The sequence below is a fragment of the Ruegeria sp. AB11 genome (assembly GCF_056536325.1).
Window position 1 is genome coordinate 693,740 of sequence record NZ_JBQFJO010000002.1, and the last position, 25,908, is coordinate 719,647.

26 protein-coding genes are annotated in these 25,908 nt (G+C 54.3%); 14 read left to right on the top strand and 12 right to left on the bottom strand.

The genetic code is table 11. The features are described from left to right. The first annotated feature begins 24 nt into the window (after window positions 1-24). Window positions 25-1,038 carry an Ldh family oxidoreductase gene (locus ACR3EJ_RS22700; RefSeq protein ID WP_170544007.1) on the top strand — a complete coding sequence of 338 codons (1,014 nt, stop codon included), beginning with the start codon at window positions 25-27 and terminating at the stop codon, window positions 1,036-1,038. Window positions 1,039-1,049: 11 nt separating this feature from the next. Then, the gene (locus ACR3EJ_RS22705) at window positions 1,050-2,288 is read left to right on the top strand and encodes an NAD(P)/FAD-dependent oxidoreductase (protein WP_170544009.1); all 1,239 of its coding nucleotides are present in this window, start codon (window positions 1,050-1,052) and stop codon (window positions 2,286-2,288) included. Here ACR3EJ_RS22705 and ACR3EJ_RS22710 read toward each other — a convergent pair. From ACR3EJ_RS22710 to ACR3EJ_RS22720, 3 genes are read right to left on the bottom strand one after another with little or no spacing between them, the layout of a single operon-like run. Then, on the bottom strand, window positions 2,269-3,657 hold the full coding sequence (locus ACR3EJ_RS22710) for an MATE family efflux transporter (RefSeq protein ID WP_170544011.1): 1,389 nt from the start codon (window positions 3,655-3,657) through the stop codon (window positions 2,269-2,271). The two genes, ACR3EJ_RS22705 and ACR3EJ_RS22710, sit on opposite strands and share 20 nt — an antisense overlap. Before the next feature lie 12 nt (window positions 3,658-3,669). Beyond that, window positions 3,670-4,257, bottom strand: a complete 588-nt coding sequence (locus tag ACR3EJ_RS22715) for a helix-turn-helix domain-containing protein (RefSeq protein ID WP_010441577.1) — start codon at window positions 4,255-4,257, stop codon at window positions 3,670-3,672. Between the two features lie 11 nt (window positions 4,258-4,268). Beyond that, window positions 4,269-4,847: a carboxymuconolactone decarboxylase family protein gene (locus ACR3EJ_RS22720; protein ID WP_010441576.1), complete on the bottom strand. Its 579-nt coding sequence runs from the start codon at window positions 4,845-4,847 to the stop codon at window positions 4,269-4,271. Window positions 4,848-5,164: 317 nt separating this feature from the next. Between ACR3EJ_RS22720 and ACR3EJ_RS22725 the strand changes: the two genes are divergently transcribed. Genes ACR3EJ_RS22725 through ACR3EJ_RS22740 form a run of 4 tightly spaced genes read left to right on the top strand, consistent with a single transcriptional unit; the run spans window position 5,165 to window position 8,561 of the window. Next, a complete protein-coding gene (locus ACR3EJ_RS22725; RefSeq protein ID WP_311201795.1) occupies window positions 5,165-5,911 on the top strand; it encodes an amino acid ABC transporter ATP-binding protein in 747 nt (248 codons plus the stop codon). A 1-nt stretch (window position 5,912) separates the two neighbouring features. Further along, window positions 5,913-6,755: an amino acid ABC transporter permease gene (locus ACR3EJ_RS22730; protein WP_170475255.1), complete on the top strand. Its 843-nt coding sequence runs from the start codon at window positions 5,913-5,915 to the stop codon at window positions 6,753-6,755. A 36-nt stretch (window positions 6,756-6,791) separates the two neighbouring features. Further along, on the top strand, window positions 6,792-7,625 hold the full coding sequence (locus ACR3EJ_RS22735; protein ID WP_010441573.1) for a transporter substrate-binding domain-containing protein: 834 nt from the start codon (window positions 6,792-6,794) through the stop codon (window positions 7,623-7,625). 54 nt (window positions 7,626-7,679) lie between these two features. Next, window positions 7,680-8,561 (top strand): amino acid ABC transporter permease, encoded by an 882-nt coding sequence (locus tag ACR3EJ_RS22740; RefSeq protein ID WP_170475251.1) that lies wholly within the window; start codon window positions 7,680-7,682, stop codon window positions 8,559-8,561. Window positions 8,562-8,568: 7 nt separating this feature from the next. Here the strand turns inward: ACR3EJ_RS22740 and ACR3EJ_RS22745 are convergent, their stop codons facing one another. From ACR3EJ_RS22745 to ACR3EJ_RS22755, 3 genes are all read right to left on the bottom strand, one after another. Beyond that, complete coding sequence (locus ACR3EJ_RS22745; protein WP_170544013.1) at window positions 8,569-8,886, bottom strand: non-heme iron oxygenase ferredoxin subunit; 318 nt, start codon at window positions 8,884-8,886, stop codon at window positions 8,569-8,571. Between the two features lie 3 nt (window positions 8,887-8,889). Continuing rightward, on the bottom strand, window positions 8,890-9,834 hold the full coding sequence (locus ACR3EJ_RS22750; RefSeq protein WP_170544015.1) for a fatty acid desaturase family protein: 945 nt from the start codon (window positions 9,832-9,834) through the stop codon (window positions 8,890-8,892). A 153-nt stretch (window positions 9,835-9,987) separates the two neighbouring features. Beyond that, window positions 9,988-11,073 carry a hypothetical protein gene (locus tag ACR3EJ_RS22755; protein WP_170544017.1) on the bottom strand — a complete coding sequence of 362 codons (1,086 nt, stop codon included), beginning with the start codon at window positions 11,071-11,073 and terminating at the stop codon, window positions 9,988-9,990. Window positions 11,074-11,168: 95 nt separating this feature from the next. Between ACR3EJ_RS22755 and ACR3EJ_RS22760 the strand changes: the two genes are divergently transcribed. Together ACR3EJ_RS22760 and ACR3EJ_RS22765 are read left to right on the top strand one after the other, a co-directional pair. Beyond that, window positions 11,169-12,098, top strand: a complete 930-nt coding sequence (locus tag ACR3EJ_RS22760) for a LysR substrate-binding domain-containing protein (protein WP_170544019.1) — start codon at window positions 11,169-11,171, stop codon at window positions 12,096-12,098. A 95-nt stretch (window positions 12,099-12,193) separates the two neighbouring features. After that, window positions 12,194-13,243 (top strand): aromatic ring-hydroxylating oxygenase subunit alpha, encoded by a 1,050-nt coding sequence (locus ACR3EJ_RS22765; protein ID WP_170544021.1) that lies wholly within the window; start codon window positions 12,194-12,196, stop codon window positions 13,241-13,243. A 35-nt stretch (window positions 13,244-13,278) separates the two neighbouring features. Here the strand turns inward: ACR3EJ_RS22765 and ACR3EJ_RS22770 are convergent, their stop codons facing one another. Continuing rightward, window positions 13,279-14,067, bottom strand: coding sequence for a phytanoyl-CoA dioxygenase family protein (locus ACR3EJ_RS22770; protein ID WP_480423590.1), 789 nt, complete (start codon window positions 14,065-14,067; stop codon window positions 13,279-13,281). A 286-nt stretch (window positions 14,068-14,353) separates the two neighbouring features. Here ACR3EJ_RS22770 and ACR3EJ_RS22775 point away from each other — a divergent pair, with 286 nt between their 5' ends. The 6 genes from ACR3EJ_RS22775 (at window position 14,354) to ACR3EJ_RS22800 (ending at window position 20,668) form a co-directional block, all read left to right on the top strand. Next, window positions 14,354-15,604 carry an FAD-dependent oxidoreductase gene (locus ACR3EJ_RS22775; RefSeq protein WP_170544023.1) on the top strand — a complete coding sequence of 417 codons (1,251 nt, stop codon included), beginning with the start codon at window positions 14,354-14,356 and terminating at the stop codon, window positions 15,602-15,604. A 13-nt stretch (window positions 15,605-15,617) separates the two neighbouring features. Next, window positions 15,618-15,875 carry a sarcosine oxidase subunit delta gene (locus tag ACR3EJ_RS22780; RefSeq protein ID WP_170544025.1) on the top strand — a complete coding sequence of 86 codons (258 nt, stop codon included), beginning with the start codon at window positions 15,618-15,620 and terminating at the stop codon, window positions 15,873-15,875. After that, window positions 15,862-18,729, top strand: a complete 2,868-nt coding sequence (locus ACR3EJ_RS22785; RefSeq protein ID WP_170544028.1) for a 2Fe-2S iron-sulfur cluster-binding protein — start codon at window positions 15,862-15,864, stop codon at window positions 18,727-18,729. Before ACR3EJ_RS22780 ends, ACR3EJ_RS22785 begins: the two co-directional genes overlap by 14 nt. A 1-nt stretch (window position 18,730) precedes the next feature. After that, entirely contained in the window at window positions 18,731-19,228 is a 498-nt protein-coding gene (locus ACR3EJ_RS22790) for an aminomethyltransferase family protein (RefSeq protein ID WP_170544030.1), read from the top strand. Window positions 19,229-19,241: 13 nt separating this feature from the next. Further along, window positions 19,242-19,655, top strand: a complete 414-nt coding sequence (locus ACR3EJ_RS22795) for a RidA family protein (RefSeq protein ID WP_170475228.1) — start codon at window positions 19,242-19,244, stop codon at window positions 19,653-19,655. Between the two features lie 80 nt (window positions 19,656-19,735). Continuing rightward, on the top strand, window positions 19,736-20,668 hold the full coding sequence (locus ACR3EJ_RS22800) for an AEC family transporter (RefSeq protein ID WP_170475226.1): 933 nt from the start codon (window positions 19,736-19,738) through the stop codon (window positions 20,666-20,668). A gap of 14 nt (window positions 20,669-20,682) precedes the next feature. Here the strand turns inward: ACR3EJ_RS22800 and ACR3EJ_RS22805 are convergent, their stop codons facing one another. The 5 genes from ACR3EJ_RS22805 to ACR3EJ_RS22825 are packed head-to-tail and all read right to left on the bottom strand — an operon-like array spanning window position 20,683 to window position 25,796. Then, on the bottom strand, window positions 20,683-21,972 hold the full coding sequence (locus ACR3EJ_RS22805) for an amidase (protein ID WP_170544032.1): 1,290 nt from the start codon (window positions 21,970-21,972) through the stop codon (window positions 20,683-20,685). Next, on the bottom strand, window positions 21,969-23,162 hold the full coding sequence (locus ACR3EJ_RS22810) for a YlbE family protein (protein WP_170544034.1): 1,194 nt from the start codon (window positions 23,160-23,162) through the stop codon (window positions 21,969-21,971). The genes ACR3EJ_RS22805 and ACR3EJ_RS22810 overlap by 4 nt, the downstream gene beginning before the upstream one ends. Then, complete coding sequence (locus ACR3EJ_RS22815; protein WP_170544036.1) at window positions 23,159-23,785, bottom strand: hypothetical protein; 627 nt, start codon at window positions 23,783-23,785, stop codon at window positions 23,159-23,161. The genes ACR3EJ_RS22810 and ACR3EJ_RS22815 overlap by 4 nt, the downstream gene beginning before the upstream one ends. Next, window positions 23,785-24,417, bottom strand: coding sequence for a hypothetical protein (locus tag ACR3EJ_RS22820; RefSeq protein ID WP_170544038.1), 633 nt, complete (start codon window positions 24,415-24,417; stop codon window positions 23,785-23,787). Before ACR3EJ_RS22820 ends, ACR3EJ_RS22815 begins: the two co-directional genes overlap by 1 nt. Next, window positions 24,414-25,796 (bottom strand): Rieske 2Fe-2S domain-containing protein, encoded by a 1,383-nt coding sequence (locus ACR3EJ_RS22825; RefSeq protein ID WP_170544040.1) that lies wholly within the window; start codon window positions 25,794-25,796, stop codon window positions 24,414-24,416. The genes ACR3EJ_RS22820 and ACR3EJ_RS22825 overlap by 4 nt, the downstream gene beginning before the upstream one ends. Window positions 25,797-25,908 lie beyond the last annotated feature (112 nt).

A 25,908-nucleotide genomic window follows, 5' to 3' on the forward strand; every position in this document is an offset into this window, starting at 1 on the left:
TAACCCAAGGACAGGATCACGCACATGACCGATGACTCGACGACAACGCTCTCACTCGACGAGGTAAGGGGGTTGGCCAGGTCTGTCTTTGTGGCTGCGGGAGTGGATGAGCACGGTAGCGCAGTATTGGCCGATCTTGTTCGAATGAGCGAACGAGACGGGCCACGAAGCCATGGCCTACGAATGTTACCTGTTTATGCGCAGAGCTTTGCTTCGGGCTACGCCAACCCCGCCGCCAACCCGAGTGTTGAACGTATCGCTCCGGGTGTTTTGCGGGGGGATGGCGACAATGGTTATTACCAGATCGTGGCCGCCAAAGCGCGGAACGAGCTTATTGAGATGGCGCGCGAGAACGGGATTGCGGCATTCAGTTGTGCCAATTGCCACCATCTGGGGGCGTTACGGTTCGATACCGGTCCGTTAGCTGAGGCTGGACTGGTCGCGCTAGGTGTCGTGAACTCGCTTTCCATGGTGGTGCCACAAGGGGGCGTTCGCCCGGTTTTTGGCACCAATCCGATGTCTTTTGCCTGCCCTCGACCTGGGGGTGAGCCGGTCGTCTGGGATCAGGCATCGTCCATGGTGGCACTTATGGATATTCGCATGGCAGCTGCGGAAGGGCATGATTTACCACGTCCTGCAGGGCTTGATCCAGAGGGACAGCCGACACGTGACCCCAACGCCATACTGGAAACCCGCAGTTTGTTGCCATTTGGTGAACACAAGGGAGCAGCGATTGCATTCCTGATCGAGGTCCTCGGTGCAGCACTGGCTGGCGGAACCTTGTCCGTCGATAACGCCAAGCGCGAAGCGCACGGGGCGTTAAATATCAAAGGCGGCAACACGCTGATCGCAATTGATCCGGCGCGGTTTGGCAACGAAGCGTTCGGAGATTATGTCCAGCGCATTTGCGCCGAGATTGAAGGTAATGGCGATGCACGCGTCCCCGGAGATGGAAGGTTGAAGAATCGCGCTGCTGCCGAAGCGGATGGAGTTCGTGTCACTGCCGAATTGATGGCGCAACTGCGCGAACTTCAGTAGAGGCCGCACGAATGTCTCGGGTCGTTGTAATCGGTGGCGGTGTTGTCGGAATTTCCTGTGCTTTAACACTGCAGTCGCAGGGGCACTCTGTCACGGTCGTTGAACCCGGACCGGTGGGTGAGGGGGCAAGCTGGGCCTCCTGCGGCTGTATCGCAGTTGGCGAGATCGTGCCTTTGTCGCAGCCGGGGATGCTGATGAAAGTGCCGGGTTGGTTGCTGGATTCCGAGGCCCCGCTTTCTTTGCGGCCAGCCTCGGCATTGAAGCTGATGCCTTGGTTTGCGCGGTTCACAGCCAATGCGCGGCGTTCGAAGATGCGGGCGATTACCGCCGATCTGGCACGTCTCACCTTTGCAGCCACTGATGATTTCAAAGCGCAACTCGCGGATGTTGGTCACCCAGAGCTTTTGGTTGAGCGACCAGTGATCAAGCTGTTTGATGATGACAATGACCTTGCGATCATGCGCGCTGCCTTTGATCTCGCGCGTGAGTTCGGGTGCACCATCGACCAGGTATCAGGCCATGAAGCGCATGAGATGGACCCCGCTATTGCGCCCGATTTCAAATATGCAGCGTTGTTACGGGATTGGAGCTTTGTGACGGATCCAAAACTGTTGGTCGAAATTCTGATGCAGAGCTTCACCCAACGGGGCGGGGAAATTGTCTCGAATGCAGCGATCGACTTTACGCGTGATGGTCAACATATCCAAAGCGTGCATACCGGCGACGGTCGCACGTTGAGCGCGGATGAGTTTGTAGTTGCTGCAGGCACGCATTCGCGCGTTTTGGCTAAGAAGTTGAATATTTCACTGCGCATGGAGGGTGTCATAGGATACTCAACTGCTTTGCACGACAGTGGAATCGATCTGCGCCACACGGTGTTTTACGCAAAGGGCGGGTTTGGCATCACGCCTTATGAGGATGCGCTGGCCGTGGCAGGCACCGCAGAGTTTGCGGACTTGAATGCGCAGCCCGATTGGAACCGGGCCGATGTACTGGTCAAACGTGCGCAGCGTGTATTGCCGGGGTTGAGGACTGAGAAATTTGAGCGCCGCATGGGTCGTCGCCCTTTTACGCCTGATACACGCCCGATCATTGGCCGCAGCAGGCGTCTGACCAATGTCACTTTTGCTACGGGCCACGGGCAACTGGGTCTGACATTGGGAGCGACGACTGCGCGACTTGTTGCAGATGTAATCGCTGGCAGGGCACCGAGCATCAATATACAGGCCTTCAGCCCGGATCGGTTCTAAAACTAAGCCAGAGCCCGCCCAATTCCTTATGGGCGACGTAAGATGCCACCAAAAGCCCGATCATCCATCCAGTGATCACGGCACAGGCGGTTCCAAACCAGACACCGATTTCGTTGAAGCCGAGAATGCCTATAAAAATCCAGACAAAAAAAGCGACGCCAAATCCCTGACGATAGAGGCTGATCCATACTGTCCAGATTGGGCGTTTTAGCGCCTGCAGCAGCGAGTTGATTGAAAACAGCATCATATAGAATGGAAGGATCAGACTATCGACACGTAGATAGCTGAGCCCCACGCGAATAACTTCGGGATCTTCAGTAAAGAAACCCAGCAGAGACCGGCCAAATATCCACAGGATAGGGGCCGCAATAGCGGTCATGACCAGCCCGACTTTCCAGCAATAAAACAGGGCTTCACGCACCCTTTCATAGTCCCGTGCCCCGAAATTCTGAGACGCGATGGGAAGCAGCGCACCAGTGACCCCGAGCACAGGCAATAGTAGAATCTGCTCCAACCTAATAGCGACACCGAAGCCCGCAATCGCGTGCTCGCCGAAGATTTTCAACGCGAACTGCACGACGAAACCTGATAGAAGCATCACGATGAACGATGTGGCCGTTGGAAGGACTTGAACTGAGATTTCCTTGAACTTTTGCAGGCGCGGAATGAAATTTCTTGCCCGCATGCGCCTCATTCTTCGGCGTCTGAGCACCTGGCGGATCATGAACACCATCACACCGATTTGGCTGATTACCGTAGAAATGGCGAGGCCATCGAACCCGATGCCGGTGATCACGCCCGGGATACCAAAAATCAACAACGGATTGAGACCAATATTGGCAAAAAACGCAACGATAAGAGCGCGTTGCATCGAAACCGCGTCCCCATGTGCTTGAAGAATTCCGTTGCATCCAAAGGCCAAAAGGAACCCGGGCAGGGCCAGTAATAGCCAGTAGAAATAGCGTAATCCCGCTTCCCGATATGGTCCCGGTTCCGAAACCAAATGAATAAGTGCCGGGCCGTACCAGAGCCCTGCCAATGCCAAAACTCCGGCTGCGATGAAACCGTAGATCATCCCTTGAGCTGCAAACCGCCGTGCCGCGCGATTATCACCGGCACCCAAGGCATTACCGACGAGCGCGCTCATTGCTGCGCCCAATCCAACTCCGACTGAGATTGCAATGAAGAATGCCTGAAAACCCAATGCCAGGCCTGCTTGCGCACTGGTCGAGAGGAGCCCCGCAAAGAACATATCTACGACGTTGTAGAGCGTGTTGAACAGCATCCCAATTGCCGCTGGGATGGCTAAGGTTCGAAAATGGGCTGAAATCGGCCCGCGTGTCAGATCAATCTCGGTTGGGGCAGCCATCTCAGTAAGCCCCTAAGGGCGCTCGGCTTGAACGGTGAGGAAGACGAACTCGGGTGTCAGAACCTCTTCAAAGCCGTGGTTCAATTCCGCATCAACACTAATACTATCCCCGGCTGAAAGCGTGAACCTTGCTTCGCCATAGCGATAGACTGCCTGCCCTTCGAGGACCTGAACAAACACAACGCCGTGCCCGACATAGGTGGGCGGTTGTCCCTCATCCCGTAACAGCGTTACGCGACGGGCCTGGAATCGCAGGTCTTTCCGAGAATGCAATGCGAGGTTGACATATTCATGCGAATGTCCACCGGCCAAGCGAGTGGACTTCAAACCTTCGCCATGGCGCACGAGGGTATAGTCGGTGTGATCAGTTCTTGCTTCGCGAAACAGTGAAACGATGGGGACTTCTAGTGCTTCCGCCAATGCCGCAAGAGTGTCAATCGAAGGTGAAACCAGCCCATTTTCGATACGGCTGACCATCGCAGCCGAAATACCCGATTGTTCGGCAAGCCGGCGGGCGGATTGCTTCCGGCTTTGACGCAGCTCCCTCAGAGAGGCGCCAATGGCACGGTCAATCTGTCTTCCCGGCGTGTCAACTTGCATGAAACGTTCCGTCAATCTTCGCCGTAATAGCCTACGACGTCTCCTTTTGTTGTGACACCCAGACCATTCAGCAACCGATTGGCATAATTGAAATATCCCACGATTTGATTGATTTCGAGGATCTCACCGTCTTCCCAGCCAGCATTTTTCAAGGCGTCTACATCCGATTCTTCCATGGTGCCCGGCGACAGCGTCAGCTTCTCAGCATAGCTCAACGCTTCCAGATGTGCGCCCTCGAACGCATCCTGAGGGCGATGCGCGGTAAGCGCAGCCTCAATTGAGTCGGCGCGTGCGTCGTCACCGATCAGATGACGGGCGTTTGCCCAGTGGTTGGCATAGGAGTAAGGGCACGTGTTCAGCGTGGAAACGTAGGAGCTTATGACTTCCTGAAACCACATAGGCACTGAATTGGCGTCATCATGAAGGCAGGCGCGATACAAAATGACGTGCCCTTTCATGGTGTTGGGACGTAGCGAATGGACACGCATCACGTTGTCCACTGTCCCATGCGGTGTACGCGCTAAATCAAGGGTATTCTTCAAATGTTCGTCGGCATCTTCGTCAGATATCATCCGAATCCAGGCAGACATTCATTCGTCCTTCTATAGTTTATTTTCGTATTTCGAGGCGGCGACAGAGCGCCCGTTGAGTTTTTTTATTGACGAATATTGCACATTAAGCAACCATATTGATTAGCGCGCAACAGATTTGAGGATTCTGAAGCTTTGCCAGATTGCTCCGCTTTGCCAAATTCAAAGCTGCAGATGTCTTGTGCCAACAGGCATGACGACGGATCGCGGTTGATCAAATGCGCGCAAAGTCGAAATGCGCCTGGTTTGTTGACGGGCAATACTCGCAACCTCAAAGGTCAGCTATTGCGTCTGACCCGGATATCGACAGGTTCGGCATGACTCAGCCCTCCCCCATGATAGAAGTGACCAATCTTGATAAGTATTATGGCACTTTCCATGCACTCAAGAATATCGATCTGACTGTTCATCAGGGTGAAAAGGTTGTGATCTGCGGCCCGTCTGGGTCGGGAAAATCCACGCTGATCCGTTGTTTCAACGGGTTGGAATGGCATAACTCTGGACGTCTCGTGATTGATGGCATCGAAGTTTACAAAGACGCAAAAGAAATACGTGAGTTGCGGCAAGAAGTCGGAATGGTGTTTCAGCAGTTTAACCTGTTTCCGCATTTGACCGTGCTTGAAAACCTGATGATCGGGCCGATGAAGGTGCGAAAGATTTCCAAAGCTCAGGCCGAGGAAACCGCACGCAATTATCTTGATCGTGTTCACATTCCCGAGCAGGCCGACAAGTATCCGGCGCAATTGTCGGGTGGGCAACAACAGCGCGTTGCCATCGCGCGGTCCTTGTGCATGGAAACCCGGATCATGCTGTTTGATGAGCCGACCTCTGCGCTTGATCCAGAGATGATTAATGAAGTGCTGGATGTGATGGTGGAACTTGCCGATACCGGTATGACCATGGTTGTTGTCACCCATGAGATGGGGTTTGCCCGTAAGGTCGCTGACACTATGGTTTTCATGGAGGCCGGGCAGATCGTGGAAATTTCACCTCCAGAACAGTTCTTTACCAACCCGTCCAGCGAACGCTGTCGCCTGTTCCTGAACCAGATATTGGAGCACTGACGTGACCGATCTGGGCATATCACGGGGAAAAGGGCAGTCTTTGCCGAAACCGCCCTTCTATAAGCGGTTCTTTGGCTCGGTGTTTGTCTCGGTCGCGATTTATGCAATCATCGTTGGGCTAATTGCCTATGGCTCGTACGTTGGCGCTCAGGGAATGGGGTATAACTGGCAATGGTACCGGGTGCCTCAGTTCCTCTACCGCAACACAGAAATCGGCTTTGAGTGGGGTGAGATACCCATAGGGTTGGTCGCCACGATCAAATTGTCTGTCATTTCTTTCCTGTTGGCCACTGCTATTGGACTCCTGGTCGCGTTGTTGCGTCTATCCGGCCTGGTAATTGGTACGGCTGTAGCAGTTGGCTTCCTTGAACTTATCCGAAACATTCCTCTGCTGGTTCTGCTTTATCTGTTCTACTACGTGCTGGGTCCGATCTTTGGTTTTGACCGGTATACCGCCAGTATTCTGACCTTGGCGGTGTTTCATTCGGCGCTGATATCCGAAATTCTGCGGGCTGGGATTAATGCCATCCCAACTGGTCAGTGGGAGGCGGCTAAATCCATCGGGATGACCCCCTATCAGACCTATCGTTACATCATCCTTCCGCAATCTATTCGGTTTATGTTGCCGCCGATGACGGGCGAGGTTGTTCACCTAATCAAATCCTCGGCCATTGTCAGCGTCATTGCCGTCGCCGAGCTGACCACCTTCGGACGCAACATCATATCCGACACTTACATGAGTTTTGAAATCTGGTTCACCATCGCACTGGTCTATCTGGTGGTGACCCTGATCCTGTCGATCGGCGTAAGTTATCTGGAGAAGAAATATGCCGTCGACCAATAACCACAAGAATTTAACCGGACAACAAGGAGAACCAAGATGAAGCTATCTCGCAGAATGCTCGGGGTTGCCCTGGGCGCGGTCGTGGCAACTGGCATGGCGACCTCAAGCTGGGCGCAAAGCGCAACTCAGGAACTGTCCAGCGAAAGTGTAATTGAAACGATCAAACAGGATGGGGTGATCCGGATTGGCCTGTCGCTGTTTGTACCTTGGTCGATGCGTGACAAGAACGGCGATCTGATCGGGTTCGAACTGGATGTCGGCCGAAAATTGGCCGAAGACATGGGCGTTGAGGTCGAATTTGTTCCAACTGCCTGGGATGGCATTATCCCGGCCCTTGTGTCTGGTAATTTCGACGTGATCATCTCGGGCATGTCGGTGACTGCTCAGCGGAACCTGACGATCAACTTCACTGACCCTTATGCCTATTCTGGCTTGGCCATCCTGGCCAACAAAGAGTTGACTGCAGGTATGGCGCGTGAGGACTTGAACTCATCTGACGTTACCTTTGCTGCGCGTCGCGGTGCAACGCCGGCAACCGTGATTGCCAAGGCATTCCCTGAGGCTAATCTGCTGTTGTTTGATGAGGATGGCGCATCGACTCAGGAAGTTCTGAATGGCAACGCCCACGCCACAATGGCATCGCAGCCAACCCCCAACCGCGAGGCGGGGCGCAATCCAGAAACACTGGTTGTGCTTGAAGGTGAGCTGTTCGACCCGCGTGGTGAGGCGTTCGGGATGCGCAAAGGTGATCCCGACGCGATGAATTTCTTCAACAACTGGATTGCACAGAATTGGCGGTCCGGCTGGCTGGAAGAGCGCCACAATTACTGGTTTGCCACTGAAGAGTGGGCCGACCAGGTCGCCCAATAACCACTCTGACTGGGGGCGGACCCACCGCCCCTGGTCCTTATGCGGAGCGCTTTGGTGCAGGAATTCCTTAGAAAACTCAGATGGCCCGACTATGTGATCGTGGCGGTTTTGATAACCTTCTTTGGGTATATCTGGCTGTCGATCGAAGGTACGCTGAATTACAAATGGCGTTGGGAACTGATCCCAAGCTATATTGTTGGCTGGCATTCCGGGCGCGAAGAGTATTTTGCAAATCTGCTGCTGCAGGGTTTAGCAGCGACAGTTCGCATCAGCATCTATTCGGGTATTCTGGCGCTCATTCTTGGTACAATTCTGGGAATTGCACGCTGTTCGGCCAATCTGACCATACGCATGCTGGCGCGCACATACCTCGAGTTTCTGCGTAATGTTCCCCCCGTCGTCGTTGTTTTCATCTTTTTCTTTTTCTTATCTCAACAGCTGATCGATGCGCTGAACCTTGAACGTTGGGCGCGCGGTATTGCTCGGCAGGAAAACAACCAGATCTGGACCTTCTTCTTCGGCGAAATGCGTCGCTTTCCTTCGCTTGTTTCAGGCGTGATCGTTCTGGCCCTGTTTGAAAGTGCATTTGTCGGCGAAATCGTGCGTGCCGGAATTCAGTCGATCCCGAAGGGTCAGCGCGAGGCGGCACGCTCGATCGGGATGAGCCGTATGCAAGAGCTGCGCTACGTTGTGCTGCCGCAGGCGATGAAAAAGGTTGTGCCACCTCTGGCCAACCAGTTCATTTCATTGATCAAGGACAGTTCGATCCTGTCGCTGATCTCGGTGCAGGAACTGACTTACAAAACCGTCGAACTGGTCGCCTCGTCCCGGATGATCTTCGAGGCGTGGATCACAACTGCGGCGTTCTATTTTGTTGTCTGCTTTGGCCTCAGCCGCATCTTTGCGCGGCTCGAGAAGCGATCTGAAAAGCGCTAGGTTCAGGTCACATTCGGACCTGAACCATCCCGTCCTGCACTCGTGTTTCAAATACGCGCATCGCGCGGGTTGCTGGTGCTGAAACAGGCTTGCCGTCCCGGACATCGAATGCACCTTGATGCAATGGGCATTCAATCACATGGCCATCAAAATAGCCGTCGCACAAATCGGCCCCACCATGGTTACACAAAGCCAGTGAGGCGTAGACACCACTGGGTGTATCGTAAACCGCAATCATACGAGGCCCGATTTCCACGCGCGTGACCCAGTTCTGCTCTAGTTTTGAAACTTCTATTACATCGCGCCAGGGTTTTTCTGTTTTCATCACTCAGGCCCTTGCATTCCGCTGCATGATCTGACGCAGAATGTCGCGATGCGCGGCCAGGTACCCGCCTTTTTCGACGAAGATATGATCCTTTAGCTTTTCATGCAGGCGGGGCAGAGCGTGGAATGGGACCGAGGCGACATAGTGATGCTCGGCGTGATAGTTCATGTTCCAGCACAAAAAGGACATCGGTTTTGATACGAGATTGGTGCGGGTATTTTCTGACATCTGCGCCACGGTGGGCCGCCCAACATGTTCAGTCATGCGCACAAAGCGCATCACTGGCTCACCCAGAAACAGTGGTATGATCCAGTACCAGATCAAGCCCCACCAACCGGTGACCGCCATGGCCAGCAATATCGTTGCGTAGATGGCCAACATCCGGCGCGCGTCCCAATAGACCGATTGATGTTCTTCTTTGGGAATAAATCGCAGTTCAACGTCGCTGAGTTTGCCAAAGGCATGCCGGAACAGTTCAGTGAATTTGCCGCGCCAGTAGGGTAGGGCAGATAAATACAGAAAATATTGACCAAGTGTTTTCGGAAGCGGGATCAATTCGGGATCTTCTCCGGTCAGTTGGGTATAGGTGTGATGGTCACAATGCTCGTACCGAAAGAACCGGTGTGGCAGGATGATAATCAGGCCGCAAATCTGCCCGACCAGATCGTTCAGCCAGCGGGTACGAAACACCGTGTAGTGGACACACTCATGTTGTAGTGAGAAATGGTGAACCAGGACGACGCCCTGCAGAAACATCGCGGGCCAGATCAACCAACTGTTCCAAGCCAGGGTGATCAGAGTTGTGGTGCAGGTCAGTACCAAAATCCAAAGTGCAAGATGACGCAATCCAGGCGCGTTCGAGCGTTGCATGAATCCTTTGAGTTCTTCGCGCGTCAGTTTTCCTTCGGCCAGTGCCTGAGTCAGCGGCGTGACGATAGCTTTTGACATGTGATTTCCATGAGTTTGCCGGAGCGGGGGTCTTGCCCTCTACGCATATACCGGCACCGGAGACGGGAGTGCTCCGCACCATAGGACCAACTCGATCAGGTCCTATTAACAAGATTATTTCGACAGGTGATGATTCGATCAAGCCGCGATTGATCAGCTCGCGACCCTTAATCCGATATCAGGGTCGGGATATTCGAACAGGCTTGCGGCACAAGGGTATTGATCCAGAATGGTTTGCCCGTTGGGCAACCGATCCGCATGAAAAACGCCGTTGTTCCAGTAGGTCACGCCGTCAATCTCGATTGTCGGGTCGATGACATTCCAGCTGATTTCACCGGGCGCGTAGGCCCCGCAGGTGTGGAAGTGCAGGATGCGCGGGTTGCCAAAGGCAGACCCGCCCCAGCGCTCGTAGTTGTCGCGCATGTCCCATGGATAACCACAGCCTGGGTGAATGCCTGCATGCCAGGAATGAACGAAGCTACGGTCGATACCTAAATCTCCTGCGACCCGGTCATAATGTGCTTCGGCTTTGAACGCATTGGCAGGGTCGCCTTCGAAACGCAGCAACTGCCCGTTCTCCATTATTGCAAAGACCGGGCGGTCGAATTCAATCGTATAGTCGTCATAGTATTTCGAACCTGTTCCCGTCAGAAAACTGATAGCTACGCGACCTGAGAAACTGTAAGCCGGAACAGGGGTAAAGACGGACATTGGAAAGCGCAGGATCGAGGTGTCACCTGTTGGTTTCAGGTTCATAATCGGTCGGCCACGAACATCAGTGCCCAGCGGGCAGGTCAGGCGTACCTCAGTCGATGAGTCCAGCACTGCGTTGATATCGGCCTTAAGATCCATGAACGCATCGTGGTGGCCATTAGAAAAGCCCGAGCCCAGCATCTCTTTGGACAATGCAAAGCTGACAATAATCTTTTTGCCCTGCGGCATATCCGAAAACCGCAACTGATCCCCAAGCCGGGCAAGGAACAGAATAATGTCTGCTTCTTCGAACCGGGCCATGAGATCAGGTGTCAGATGCGGATTGTCGGGGTTAAAGCCAACATCGACGGTATCGACGGTCATTCCCAGCTTATGGGCTACTCGACTCACGACATCTACGCATTCGGCATCGAAGTACCCAAACTCAGGTGGCTCATATGCAATCAACAACTTGTCGCCCGTAGATGCGCGGGCGCAGTTGATCAGCAGATTTTGAGCGCCCCGCTCCGGCGTCATATCAGACATCGACACATCCTGATTGCTAACTATCTCAAATTTACGATCCGATGTGGGAGCTAATCCATTTGAAAGTATTAATGGCTCACATTAGGGTCACTAATATGATCCTGAACCTGCCCTATTCTGCATTGCGCGCCTTTGAGGCGGTCGTGCGCCATTCTGGATTTTCTCCTGCTGCCGACGAGTTGGGGGTCAGTCAGAGCGCGGTTAGTCAGCATGTCAGGACACTGGAAGAGTGGTTGGGCAGGGATTTACTCGTGCGAGGTGCGCGGCAATCGCGTCCAACCCGGGAAGGCGAACAACTAGCGCTGGCTATTGCAGAAGGATTGGGACGCATATCAGAAGTGTGCGCCCAATTGCGGGATCGCACACGCTCGGATCGAACAATAGTCATCTCATGCCTGCCTGGATTTGCTTTTAACTGGTTGTTTCCAAGGCTACTGCACTTCGATCTGGCGCATCCTGACCTTTCAATATCAATTGCGACCGACACCGGTTACCACCCGTTCTCCGGAGTGGATTCAGATATCGGTATCCGATACGGGCTTGGAGAATATCCGGGGTTGGAAGTTGATTTATTGATGCGGGAAAGACTGTTTCCGGTTTGCGCCCCTTCACTTGCCTCATCGCTGACAAGCATACAGGATTTGGCGCAACATACGTTGCTCGTTGATGAGAACCTCCATCACGGCACATCCAGCCCTACTTGGGAATTCTGGGCACGGCAGAGTGGCTTGACCATGCCTTCATCGCCGCGGACACGCCGATTGGGGCAGTCAAACATGGTCATTCAGGCCGCTATCGAAGGGTTGGGCGTAGCGTTAGGCCGCGAGCCATTGGTCATTGATGCACTATGTGATGGCAGGCTGGTTCGTCCGTTTTCGGAAATGACCTTGTCGCCTTTATCATATTGGCTTGTGCGACGCCCAGAGACAAAGGATAGCCAGAAGGTCAACGAGTTTCTGAACTGGATAAAAGCCGAAGCAGCAGCTCAGCCAGACTTGCCAACGCTTGCGCCAAATTCGAATTAGCCCACCTTATATCTTTTATTACCAATCCGGCATGGCGTATTGCCAATCGAATGCCATAATGCCCCTAGCTACCGGATCGATAAGGAGAGCAGCCCATGTATCTCAGGAATTGTTGGTATGTCGCCGCCTGGAGCAAGGATATCGGCCGTGAGCTGAAAGCGGAAACCTATCTGGGTGAAAATGTTGTGCTTTATCGACAGCAAGATGGCACTCCGGTCGCGTTGGAAGATGCTTGCCCACACCGTAAGCTGCCATTGTCGAAAGGGAATCTGATAGGAGACACCGTAGAATGCGGCTATCACGGGTTGACCTTCGATTGCTCGGGGAAATGCACGGATAGCCCGACACAGCGTGGGATGACGCCCCGCCGCGCGGTCGTGAAATCCTATCCGGTTGTTGATCGCTATCGCCTGCTTTGGATTTGGATGGGCGATCCCGAGTTGGCCAACCCTGATCTGATTTTCCCTATCGAGAACTTTGACAACCCAACCTGGGGCATGACCGATGGCGGCGTGATGGACATCGATTGCCACTACCTTTGGGTCTGTGACAACCTGCTTGATCCCAGCCATGTGGCTTGGGTTCACGTCTCCTCATTTGCAGGGGCCGGAACGGATGAAGAGCCCCTGAATGTTGAAAAAACCGATCGAGGCGTGATCGTTTCTCGTTGGATCGAGAATAAGCCGCCGTCGCCTTACTATTCCAAGCTGGTCGCATTTGAAGGCGATTGTGATCGGCTGCAGCATTATGAGATGTGCCTACCAGCGATCGGATTGAACAAATCCATCTATACGCCGGTCGGCACCGGCGGCTATGAAAAAGATCCGGTGGAGAAGACCTTTATCAATATTTCGTATAACTTCATGACACCGATAAACGAAGATGAAACCAGATATTTCTGGTTCCAGCATCGTAATTCTGACCCTGACAATGCAGAGGTTTCGAAATTCATGAACGATGGTGCCCGGATGGCATTTATTGAGGATAAAGAAGTATTGGAAGAGGTGCACAAGGGCATGAAGAACGCAAAGACGCCTCATATCGATCTGGGCCTGGATGCCGGAGCAAAGATTTATCGGCGCGTTTTGGATCGGGCGATTGAAGCTGAAACAACGGTAACCGAAAGCGCGCTAAAGCAAGCTTGATTTCTGGTTCGGGGCCGGATCGCCGGCCCCGTATCTTAGGCATTTTCATAGATGATTGGAAACCGGCCCCCTGCAAAGGGTGCGCCGGGTTTCAAACTATCGTCATGTAGCCATTCTGTAACCGAATCCCGAGGTTCATAGGTCGCACCTTCGACAGCAAATCGAATTGCGTATCCGCGCCTGCGACGTGTCGAAGTCCGATTGCCCATAGCCGAATGCACGGTCATTCCGTCAAAGGCGAGTGCGTCGCCTGGTTTCATGTTTTCAAAGTGGAAGATGTCATATTGGGCACGGTCGGCCTCAAAATCCGGCATGTCTATGTAATCCGGATTATCTTCTTCCAGATAGTGCAGGAAACCGCCTTGCTGATCGGTTTTGAAAGGCCGGTATTTTGCACCCCATGCATGTGATCCACGCACAAATTCCAGTGCTCCATTGTCGGGGTCAACCGGGTCAAGCGCGATCCACATTGTCATGATTGGACCTACCACGGGCCAATAGGGCTGATCCGTGTGCCATCCGGTTTGAGTCCGCGTTCCCGGCTCTTTTACGAAAATCTGGTCATAGATTAACGATGTCCACGGACTGCCTGATACCTCAGCTACGCGTTGTCCGATATCCGATGTCAGGCAATAGTCCTGAAAAGTGCCGGGGTTTTCACGCATGTTTTTGTACGCAAAGTATCGGTCACCTTTTGTGACTTCGGTATCAACTGCATCCTGCAATTTGCTCAGCCAGTCGTCTGACAGGATGTTCTTTAACAATACGACGCCGTCGCGCGCATAAGATTCCTGTGTGTCCTTAAGTTCATTTGGCTTGGTCATCCGATCCATCCATTTAGTTTCCACTCCGTTTCCGGGCGGGTTCGTAAATTGGCGCGAAGCGCCGCGATCCACGTGGTGTCAGTAAGATGGAGAACTGCGGCAATTGATGATGAAACAAGGCCACCGCGACCGGGCAGACCATTTGCCAGCGAGGTTCCGGTGAAACTGTTTAATGCGGAAGTTCATGACTCACCGTACAACAATTTGGTCAAACGGCCAATAGTTTTGCGTGATGGTAAAATAATTTATTGACCGTACATTGCTTGTGGTCAATATTGGGATCACCATGCAAAAATATTCTGTGTTCTCGCTCGCCCGGAATGCACTTTCAGGGCACCGAAACTGGTCGCGGGCTTGGCGTTCCCCCCCGCTCAAAGACCAGTATGAGGTTGTTGTGATAGGTGCTGGGGGGCACGGTCTTGCGACCGCCTATTATCTCGCCAAAGAATTCGACATTACAGACGTCGCTGTGGTTGAAAAAGGTTGGCTAGGTGGTGGCAATATCGCTCGTAATACGGTGACCATCCGATCCAATTACATGCGGGACGAGTCGATCCCCTTCTACGTCAAATCCGTCGCCATGTATGAGGGTCTGACGCACGAACTGAACTTCAACATGATGCATTCGAAGCGCACCATGGTGGATGTTGTGCAAACCTGGCCCAAGTTGCGCGAGCTCAGGCGACGGCAACTGGCAATGGATATTTACGGATCGACTTACGAACAGATATCGGAGATCGAACTGCGTAGAAGAATACCCGCGCTGACCGGGGGCGGCCCGGATGCGCGTTTGCCTGTAATTTGCGGCATGGTGCATACGGATGCTGGCGTGAACAGACATGATGCAGTGGCGTGGGGATATGCGCGCGCGGCTGATGCGCTTGGGGTCGAGATACACCAGCAAACCGCAGTTCAATCTCTGATCCGCGGGGCTGATGGCCATATCAGCGGTGTCGAAACCAATCGCGGTAGGATTCGTGCCAAAAAAGTTGTTGTCGCCGTCTCAGGCCATACCACAACGTTGATCGAAACCGTCGGGCTGAAGCTACCTTTGCGCACGATGAACCTGACGGCATTTGTGTCCGAACCGGTGAAACCATTAGTGGACGTCATAGTAAACTGCCCTGACAGCGGGTTCTATTTTAGCCAATCCGACAAGGGCGAGATGGTGATCGGCGGTGCACCGGATATGGGTCAGAGTTTCCGACGCGATATTAAGCAGAACGTGTTCGAAGACACGGTAACCGCAATGCTTTCCCTGTTCCCGTCGTTCAAGAAACTCAAACTTATGCGGCAATGGGGCGGGCATCTGGACATTGCTCACGATGCCTCACCCATTATGGATCAGACAGACTTGCCCGGTTTGTTTGTGACAGCCGGTTGGTGGGGCGGATACAAGGCCATCCCCGCAGGTGGGTTGACGCTTGCCCATCTGGTGGCCAAGGGCGAGCCTCATCCACTGATGTCTTCGTTTACGCTCAACCGGTTTCGCCATCTGGATTTTGTGATGGAAGCCGGGACAACCACGGCGCGTTAGGAGGGTAAGGTTCATGATGCTAATTCCTTGCCCATTCTGCGGCAAACGTAATGAAAGCGAATATATCTTTGGAGGCGCGGTCGGTGCAGACCGCCCCGACCCGAACAGCGTTAGCGACGCGGATTGGGTCGAGTATCTGACCGTGGTGCCAAACCCCTTAGGCCCGGTTCAGGAACGGTGGTGGCATGCGCGAGGTTGTGGCGAGTGGGTCACGATTTGGCGTGATACCCGGACCCATGACATCGTGGAGGCCCCAGATGACTCAGAATAACCGCTGTGCATCTGGTGGGCGGATTGATCGAAGCCGAACTCTGCGATTTACCTTCAATGGCAAATCCTATGAGGGGTTTGAAGGCGATACTCTTGCCTCGGCCTTATTGGCCAACGGTGTTCGTGTTACGGCGCGCAGTTTCAAGTATCACCGCCCTCGTGGCATTGTTGGTCATGGTCCCGAAGAACCCGCGACACTGGTGGAGCTGGATGGTGAGGATGCCTCGGGAAACCGCCCGGCAACCACCGTCCCTTTGCGCGACGGGCTAAGCGCGCGTTCGGTGAATTGCTGGCCATCGCCCGAGTTTGATATTGGCGGTGTAAATCAACTGCTCAGCCGTTTCATACCGGCCGGTTTTTATTACAAGACTTTCAAATGGCCCAATTGGCATCTTTTTGAGCCTTCAATTCGCAAAGCTGCCGGGTTGGCTGCTGCACCGGCTCAGCCGCCATCCTCGGGGCATTTCGAAGCGCGCCACGCCCATGCTGATGTCTTGGTCGCTGGCGCAGGCCCCGCCGGATTGAAGGCAGCGCTTAAGGCAGGACGGGCGGGTAAGCGCGTATTCCTAGCCGACGAAGGCTCAGAGGCAGGCGGCAGCCTGTTGAACCGCGATCTTTCCATCGATGGGCAACCTGCAATGGGTTGGGTGGAGGCTGCCGTTCAGGAGCTGCGCAAGATGGCCAATGTCACCCATCTGCAGAATGCGACTGTCTGGGCATATCGCGAACACAATTTGCTGATTGTAAATGAGCGTAATCCTTTACAGGGAAGCATCATTGAGCGTTCTTGGCGCGTGAGGGCGGGGGAAGTGGTTATCGCCACAGGCGCAACCGAACGTGCCATGGTATTCAGCAACAACGACCGGCCCGGGGTTATGTTGGCATCGTCGGTACAGGCTTACTGCAACCGATGGGGGGTAACCCCCGGAAAAAGAGTGGTCCTGTTTACCAACAACAACAGTGTATATGCGGTCGCCTCTGATCTGATCGCGGCAGGGGTGCGGGTTGAGGCTATCCTCGACAGTCGCTCAAGCGTGCCTCAGGCCGCACTGGAATTGGTGCCCGAAATCACTGTGCAATCTTCAACCGTTGTTGGAGATGTGCGCGGTCATAAAGGGGTCAAAGCAGTAAAAGCCGTTTCCACATCGGGTTCTGTAAACTGGATTGAATGCGATTTGCTTGCGCATTCAGGGGGATGGAACCCGACTGTACATTTGTGGTCTCAATCTCGCAGCACGCTAAGGTTTGACGAAGATTTGGCTGCCTTTCTTCCATATCAACCAGTGCAGAACTGCACAGCGGTTGGCGCTGCGGCTGGGCAACTGACACTTGATCAGATTATCGATGGGGGTGAGGAACTTCCATATGAGATCGAACCTCTTTGGCGGGTAGACCTACCTGACCAGCGCGGAAAGGCGTTTCTGGATATTCAGAATGACGTGTCTGTCAGTGATGTGCATCTGGCTTTGCGTGAGGGCTATGACAATGTCGAACACGTCAAACGCTATACCACCGGCGGCATGGGTATTGATCAGGGTAAGACCGGGAACATCAACATCATCGGCACTGTTGCGATGCAAAAAGGTGTGCCGTTGCAAGAGGTTGGAACAACCACTTTCCGCTCGCCCTACACACCTGTGTCCTTCGGTGCGATCGGCGGGCTACGCGAGGATTCGGTTCTGTTCCCCTATCGGCACACGCCAGTCACCCAGTGGAACAAAGACAATGGCGCGGTCATGTATGAGGCCGGTGCGCGTTGGCGGCGACCGGGTTTTTTCCCTCAACAGGGTGAAGGCCTGCAAGACGCAGTGAACCGTGAATGCCGTGCCGTTCGGGAAGGCGTTGGCGTCTATGATGGCTCACCGTTAGGGACATTCGAGTTGAAAGGCCGCGATGTCCCGCAATTCCTGGATTTTATCTATGCGAACGTGATGTCTTCGCTGACGCCTGGCAATGGTCGTTACGGGCTGATGCTATCGGATGATGGGCTGATCCTGGATGATGGCGTGGTGTTCCGGCTTGATGAACACAGATGGCTTGTTTCCACCTCTACCGGTCATGCGGATTCAATAAATCAGCATATGGAAAAGCTGCTTCAGACAGAATTCCCGGATTGGCAGGTGATGATCACGACAGTGACAAGCCAATGGAACAACGCCACGATTTGCGGCCCGCGCGCGCGCGATGTGATGCAGGCTATTGGCACAGATGTCGACCTCTCGCCCGAGGCGTTTCCATTCATGTCTTTCAGGGATGGGTCCGTCGCAGGTTTTCCCGCGCGCATCGTTCGCGTCAGTTTCACGGGTGAACTTTCCTTTGAAGTCAATGTTGCCCCACGCCACATGGCGGCGTTATGGGCCAAGGTGATGGATGCAGGCGCCCCCTTTGGGATCCTCCCGGTAGGCTCGGAATCGAGCCACGTGCTGCGTGTCGAAAAGGGTTTCCTGTCGCTGGGACACGAAGTCGACGGCACAGTGGATGCCCTTGACCTTGGGATGGGTTGGGCAATGTCGAAGAAAAAGACAGACTATCTTGGCAAACGCTCGATACAGCTGCGTCGCGAAGGAAAAGCAACTCGGCGGGAGTTGGTGGGCATTCTACCCGAAGATCACAACAGGCAAGTGCCAGAAGGCGCGCCGCTAACCACCGGAGGTCGTAAAGAGGCCACCGAAGGCCTTGTAACTGCCTGCGTCTGGAGTGTTGTGAATGATCGCTGGGTCGGGTTGGCATTGCTGAAGAATGGTCATAGCCGACACGGGGAGACTGCTCATGTCCGCCTGAAAGAGGACGTGATCCCGGTCAAAATCACCAAGCCGGTGTTCCACGATCCCGACGGCAAGCTCTTGAGGTCCTGAGATGACTTATGACGTGGCAATAGTGCGCCAATCCCTAAACGCGCTGTTTGATCTCAAAGGGAGTTCAGCTGCCATTCAAAACTGGGCAGCTGATGTTCTACCGACACTGCCAGAGCGGCCAAACTCGCGGTCAGGTCAAGCTTCAGTCGAATTGTATTATGTCGGGCGAAACCACTGGATCGCGCGCGCTCCACTGGAGCAGGAAGCCGAACTGGAGAAACGCCTCAGCCCAACCAATTGCCCGGCGGAAATCAGCATCGTGCGGGTTTCGGATACGCTGACATTTTTTCGAGTGACCGGTCCGCAAGCGGATGAAGTGATGTCCATTGCGTGTCCGTTGGATATACATGAAACTGAGTTCGGCGAAGAAACCGTGACCTATACTGAATTGTTTGGCCTCAAAGCACTAATTATGCGGTGTGAAGATGGTTTTGAATTTGCCGTAGAGCAGAGCTTTGGCGATATGGTCGAGGATTATCTTTCCCGTGCCGTCGCTTAGAGGGAAAAAGCGAATGGCACGAACACATATTCACAAATATCAAACCCGCTATCACGCTCAGGCGACCTATTCCAAGGCGATCCGGGCGCGGGGCGATTTTGTCTTCATGCAGGGCCAAGTTGGAACCTTGCTGGATGGGACACTCATCGGCGAAGGTGATCCTGGTGCCCAGGCGGATCAGGCCTGCCGCAATATTCAACGCTGGATGGAAGAGGCCGGAGGCAGCCTTGCCGATGTTTGCAAGCTGACGGTCTATGTCACTGATATTTCCTACCGGCCCGCCGTTTACGAGGCGATCAACCGCTGGTTCGAGGGCGTGCATCACTGTTCGACCGGGGTTGTCGTGCAAGGCTTGGCCGATCCTTCACTGTTGGTTGAAATTGATGCAATGGCTGTGATCGACGAAGACACGGACGGAAGCGCTTGAATGGGTGGCGGTCGAGTTGTGTAGAATATCACTGTATGACAGTATATCGAAGTGCAGCCCAGATTTATTATTGATTTGAGATGCTTACAATTCTGACTTCGATATTACCGATCTTTTTGATTATCGCGTTGGGTCTGGCCCTTCGTAAAGGCGGAATTCCCAGCACCGATTTCTGGAACCTGAATGACAAGCTGGTTTATTGGGTTTTGATGCCCTGCCTGTTATTCACGAAGATCTCGTTATCGCCGTTAGATAAATCTGCGCTTGGCCTTTATTCGATGACCATATTGGGTGGGTTTTTGGCGGCGCTGGTATTTGCAGTCATCAGTGCCCGTCTGATGGGATATGCGGCACCGCAGGCGACGTCGATCTTGCAGGGAAGTGCGCGACATAACTCATTCATAGGCCTTGCGCTTGCAGCCAATCTTTACGGTCCAGTGGGGTTTGACATCGCTATTCTGGCGACAGCCATACTGGTGCCTATCACCAACATCGTCATGGTGGTCATGATGGTGGGGGCATTGAAACAGGATTCTGCGACCCGATTGCCGATCGCTATCCTGCGTGAGCTTGGGCGAAACCCCTATGTCATCTCGATCCTATTGGCGATTGGGGCCAACCAGATGATCGGTGACCGCATTCCTGTTGTCCACGAGGTGGCTGACATTCTTGGGGCGGGCGCATTGCCCATTACTCTGCTGGCTGTTGGCGCAAACCTGCGTGTCCGGGCGATGGCGGCGAGTGCGCTGCCTCTAATGCTGGCTATTGTCGGCAAGATGATGGTGTTTCCGGTTGCTGCGCTCTGTATCGGAATACTTGTCGGGTTACCTCAGGATGTTTTGCAGATTGCAGTGGTCTATTCCGTGGTGCCTACGGGGGCTTCATCGTACACTTTGTCCAAGCAACTAGGCGGGGACGCGCCTTTGATGGCCGCAATCGTCACGCTTCAGACCTTGATAGCAGCCGTTAGTATACCAATTTCGTTGACGATATTGTTGCCGTTAATCGGTTAGACGAACCGAAAAATTCAACCCAATGGGTTTAGGATGTTACCGACCCATTGCGCAATATCCAGTAGCCGGGCGTCATAGCCCTTTGGCGCGACAAGCTGTATCCCTAGTGGCAATCCATTTTGGTCGGTCCCAAATGGGATGGCGATCGAAGGAACCTGCAAAAGGTTCCACATGCGCGAGAACAAGGGATCTCCGGTCGCCTCCAGGCCCACCGGGGCCGGACCTGGCGCAGACGGCACCAGAAGGGCATCGGTATCCCCAAAAATCTGTTCCAATACTAAACCAGCTCGATCACAGAGCATCAGAGCATGCTGGTAATCCACCTCGCTGATCTTTAACCCGGCTTCGATCAGCGCGCGAAATTGAGGACTGATCGCGGGCAATCCCATTTCGAATTCATCGCGGCGCAATCGTGCGGTCTCATATGCCATTACAGTGTGATGTGCCGAGGTGAGTTCAGAAAAAATAGCAGGGTGGGCAATTTCGCCAGATTCCGATCCTGCGGCTGCAATGGCGGACATAGCACGGGTGCAGGTGTCACGCATCTCAATCGAGCCATCCATCCAGTGTGGTCCGCGCATCAGGCTGATCCGCGGCAAACTGTCCTCAAAACGCGCTCGTTGAGGCGGCTCGATGCCGCGTAGAACCGCATCGGTAAGTGCAAGATCATATGGATGACGGGCGAGTACCCCAAGCGTATCAAGGCTTGGTGACAACCCCATCACACCGGAAAGCGGGTAGCCATGGATCGTAGGGCGAAATCCATAAACTCCGCAATATGCAGCCGGTCGGATCAATGATGCCGCCGTCTGCGATCCAAAGGCCAGCGGAGCCATGAAATCAGCGACCGCTGCAGCGGAACCCGATGATGAGCCGCCCGGAGTATGGCCTGGATTGTGCGGGTTCGCAGTTTTGCCGGGCCGGAAATAGGCGAACTCGGTCGTAACTGTTTTGCCGATAGGAATGGCGCCCACATCGAGAAGCATTTGAACACAGGCCGCGCTCATTACCGGTTGTCGATTAGAATACAAGTCACTGCCCCAACCGGTCGGCATGTCATCGGTATCGATGATATCCTTGATCACGAATGGGACACCATGGAGCGGCCCGTCAGATTGCCGAGTATCGGCAGCCAGTGCCCGATCCATGGCGCGATCTGCATCAAGGTACTGAAATGCCCTGACCACAGGTTCGCGAAGTGCGATCCGTTCGAGATGTGCTTGCATGACCTCAGAGGGTTTGACCTCTCCTATCCGGATCATTCGGGCCAAGTCGTGCGCGCTGCGGCGGCATAAATCACTCATGCCTTGAGTACTTTCACCGCAGCTGAAAATGGATCGACCGGCATGTCATAGATGCCGCCACCCAACCGACCGGCCTGACCCAACCTATCAAGTATGCCAAGCCCAACTGTTGGACCAGAACCTTGCGCCACCGCTCCGCGCGCAGTTGAGCCAAGCCGAATATCCAGAGAACGAAAATAGGGATGAGAACCTGCTGACAGACCTGTCACCCGTGCGTTGGAATTGTCAGGTAGATAAGCGCCGAGAAACTTTTTCTGCTCGAGGCTAAGTTCGATGGCCATGGCACCAAGGCCAAAGGCCTCGACTACGGCGCTGTCTCCGATGGCGCCCAGGGCACGATCTTCGGGTAAGTCGGTATCGAAGCGACCCTTGGGCGGTGCTGCGGGAACAGTAAACCACCGTCCCGGCAGGCCCGAGATCTGAATGCCAACCTCTCGCCCATTACCACCTGCTGCCGTCACAAAACTGGAGCCTTCGACACCTTCGGCAAGCTTCATCATCAGCTTGGTCGCCGCCATCCAGAGATTCAGGAACAGCGAAGGAGAGTTCGCCATGAACTCCAGAACATCTTCGTCATTGATGCCACCAGGTGTGCGATCCTTAAGTTCATCAACCAGCGCTTCTGTTGCTACGGGTGTTCGCCCGTGGCAATCATCGCCACCTACCAACCCCGTAACCGCCAATGGAACCAACGCAATCCCTTCGGCCAGACCGTTTTGCAGCGCATCCAGAAAGCGCGTGTTCAGCCAGCGGATATGTTCGAGGACAGCGTCCGAGCGCAGACCCAATCGCAGCGACGGGCGTGCACCACCATTGATCGGGGAGAAAACCCGCGTCTGACCGCGCCATGCGTCGTAGACCGAATGCAACGGCATGGAGGCGGACACCACGGCTGCCAGCGGCGTGACGACGTCGTGATCCTGTGCCGGGCGTAACGCGATCTCACCTGCCATGATCATCGCTTCGGCCTGATCGAAGTCGCGGGACAGACCTTCCCAAACTGCAGCAACACAAGCTGAATTGAGGATCGGAGCGGTGATATCTGTGGGGCGCGAAAAGGCTGGACCTGCGTGCAACAGTACATTTTCTGGCAGGTCAAGCGCGTCAGCTGCGGTGTTGAATCGATTCCAGACCGGCTGCGTGACCATCGCCCGATCAAAGGCCAACTGGTCTGACGGGTGCAGGGTCATGATCCCTCCGGAGGAATGATCCAAGTTTCCGAGAAATAGAGAAATGCGGTTGTGGTCTCGTACCCGGCCTGCACGCGCGTACCCAACTTGCCCGGCAACACGTGGCCATTGACGATGATCTGGGCCGCATGGGCAGGAACCAGTAGCGAGAACATGTTTTGCTCACCCGATGCGACCTCATGCGGGGACAGTTCCAATGCACGAGGTGCTTCGAAGCCTTCCCAAATCAGCTCAACCGTCAAAGGGCCGCCTGCAATTGTTTCGGTATACCGATGGCTCATCGGGTCGCCCGAACTGCGCACGGCATGTGCCCCAATTTCAGGCAGGGTTGCGAACGAAGGCGCATTGGCAAAGGCAGCCAGTTTACTGATAAAGTTCTTTTTCAGGAACGCGGTTAGTTCGGGATTGTCGCTGAGGATGACATTTGGGGCATTCGGTGGACCCTCAACCTGATCAGGCGATCCCAGAAGCAACAGCACCTGCCCCTGACCGACCGGAGACCAAGCCACCCGAAAGAATAGCGCCATGGCGCTAAAATTGCCATTCTCGTCTTTAAGCAGGATGCCCGGGTTTTCGCCTGTCCAGTCAACAACGCCGGGGGTGATGGGCTCGTTCAGGGGCATCAGGTGTCCTCCGCAGGGGTAACCCAGGTTTCCGAGAAGGCCAGAAAGGCCGTGCTCATCGTGCGTCCAAAGAATTGGCGATCTGCCACCTGACCGCGCAGGGCGGTGCCGTTGATCCTGACCTGAGCCTGTTTGGCCTCAAGAAATACGGAATACATCTCGTGTTCTTTGGTCGCCGAGTTTTCGCGTGTGACTTCCACCGGCAGCGGTGGCCCCATATCCTGCCAGATCATGTCCAATGTCACACCCGAACCACGCAAGGTCTCGGAATAGCGTGTCTTGAGGTCGCTGGGCCGCTTTTCAACGCTGTCACAATCCAGCCAGGTCATGGCCTGCAAGCCCGGTTTGCCAACAAATGTTGGCATCTTGGATACCCAGCCTTCAACGATCCAACGCATCATACGCTGGTTGTCGGTCATGATCAGGTTTGGGACTTTCGGCCAGCCGCGGGCCTCGTCCGGAGCGCCCAATACAATTGCTGCATGACCACGCCCATATGGCGACAGAACCACGCGAAAGAACAACGCCAGCGTATCGTAATGGGCCTGATCGGGCTGCTGTTTCAGATAGATGCCCGGGTTCTCGCCCGACCAATCAACCCGCCCCGGGTTGTGAGGGATTCGCGTGCTCATGACCAGCTTGCCTCGTATTCTTTCAAAGCATTTTCGATGAAAGTGCGGCGCTCAAACCCCTGCAGATGATCGCCGGACCTCAGAATATCAGCAACCTTGAACGAGACTTCTTTCTGCAGGGCGCCATCATCACGACCTTCCTGCAACGGGATTTTCAACACGGTATCCCCGGCATAAGTCGGGATTATACCCTTGAAATTGTCAGTTGGCTGTGCAGGTGGAGTTCCAGTTGCCAGGGCCCGGATCGCGTTGCGCAACATCCGGCGCGCCTTGGCCACGCCACGATCTGTGAATGACAGATTCTCTCGGGCATGGATGTTGATTGGGCCCTGGCTGACCCAGGCATCATAATCACCGGGATCGCGTTGCCGCATTTCATAGGGGCGATCCGGACCCTGGCCGTAGAAATCGGTTTTGCCAAAGCCCACTTCGTCCCGATTGGTCATGCCGCGCGGGTCGTCGTTGAACCGCTCTTCCCGAAAGTGACGCCATGCGATGACCATGGTGTTGGTGTCATCAATCGGAGTGATCCATCGTGACAGCCCACCGCGTCCAAAGTACCTTGATCGATCCGGAATTGGGAAATGTCCGCCATTCTGAGTGAACGATGGCAACATGTGGTCATGTACTCGCACCCAGATGAAATCACCATCCCGACGCACATTGGTATAGAAATCGCCGGTCTGACTATCGTGAAACTCAATCATCGGCATAAGCGCGAATGCTTCGTGGAACTGCACCCGCGCAGCCTTGGTGTGCAGATAGACCACATGAAACGGGTCCCACGCGTTCTCCATCACCTGTAGCCAGTTGCAGGGTGACTTGATGAGATACGGTACCAGTTCATCACCTTCATCATCGAAGGTATCCATAACCGGGAAAGGCGGGGTCTTATCTGCCGGACCCATATAGGCAAAAGCCAACCCTTTGTATTCGATGATCGGATACGCACCGAGACAGGCCTTTTTCTTGACCTGAGACGCAGGGGGTTCGCATGGTGTTTCCAGAACTGTCCCATCCAACCCATACTTCCAGCCATGGTAAGAGCAGCGAATGCCGCCTTCTTCCACGATGCCGAATTCCAGGCTCATGTTTCGGTGACAGCAATGCAGATGGGTGCATCCCAGCCTGCCATTTTTCTTTTCGCGAAACAGGATCAAATCCTCGCCCAGAATTCGGAGGCGATAAGGAAGATCTCCAATTTGATCAGTCATGGCGACGGGCATCCAAAACCGGCGCAGATACTCGCCGCAGGGTGTTCCAGGACCAACCTCGGTCAATTCCGGGTCGTAGTTTTCTAACCAGACACCTTGCTGATCGTGACCGCGAAAATTCCCTTTTGGAACCGTGAATGGGCTGTTGTCAGATGGGGTGTTCATTTTTGGCCTTCCAGTCGTCGTGGCTTACGCACCCAGCGATTGGCTTCTGCATGTCTCGAGCTTCCACTCGGGAATGACCTGCCGATGTCTCATGCCGGATACGGCTGGACGC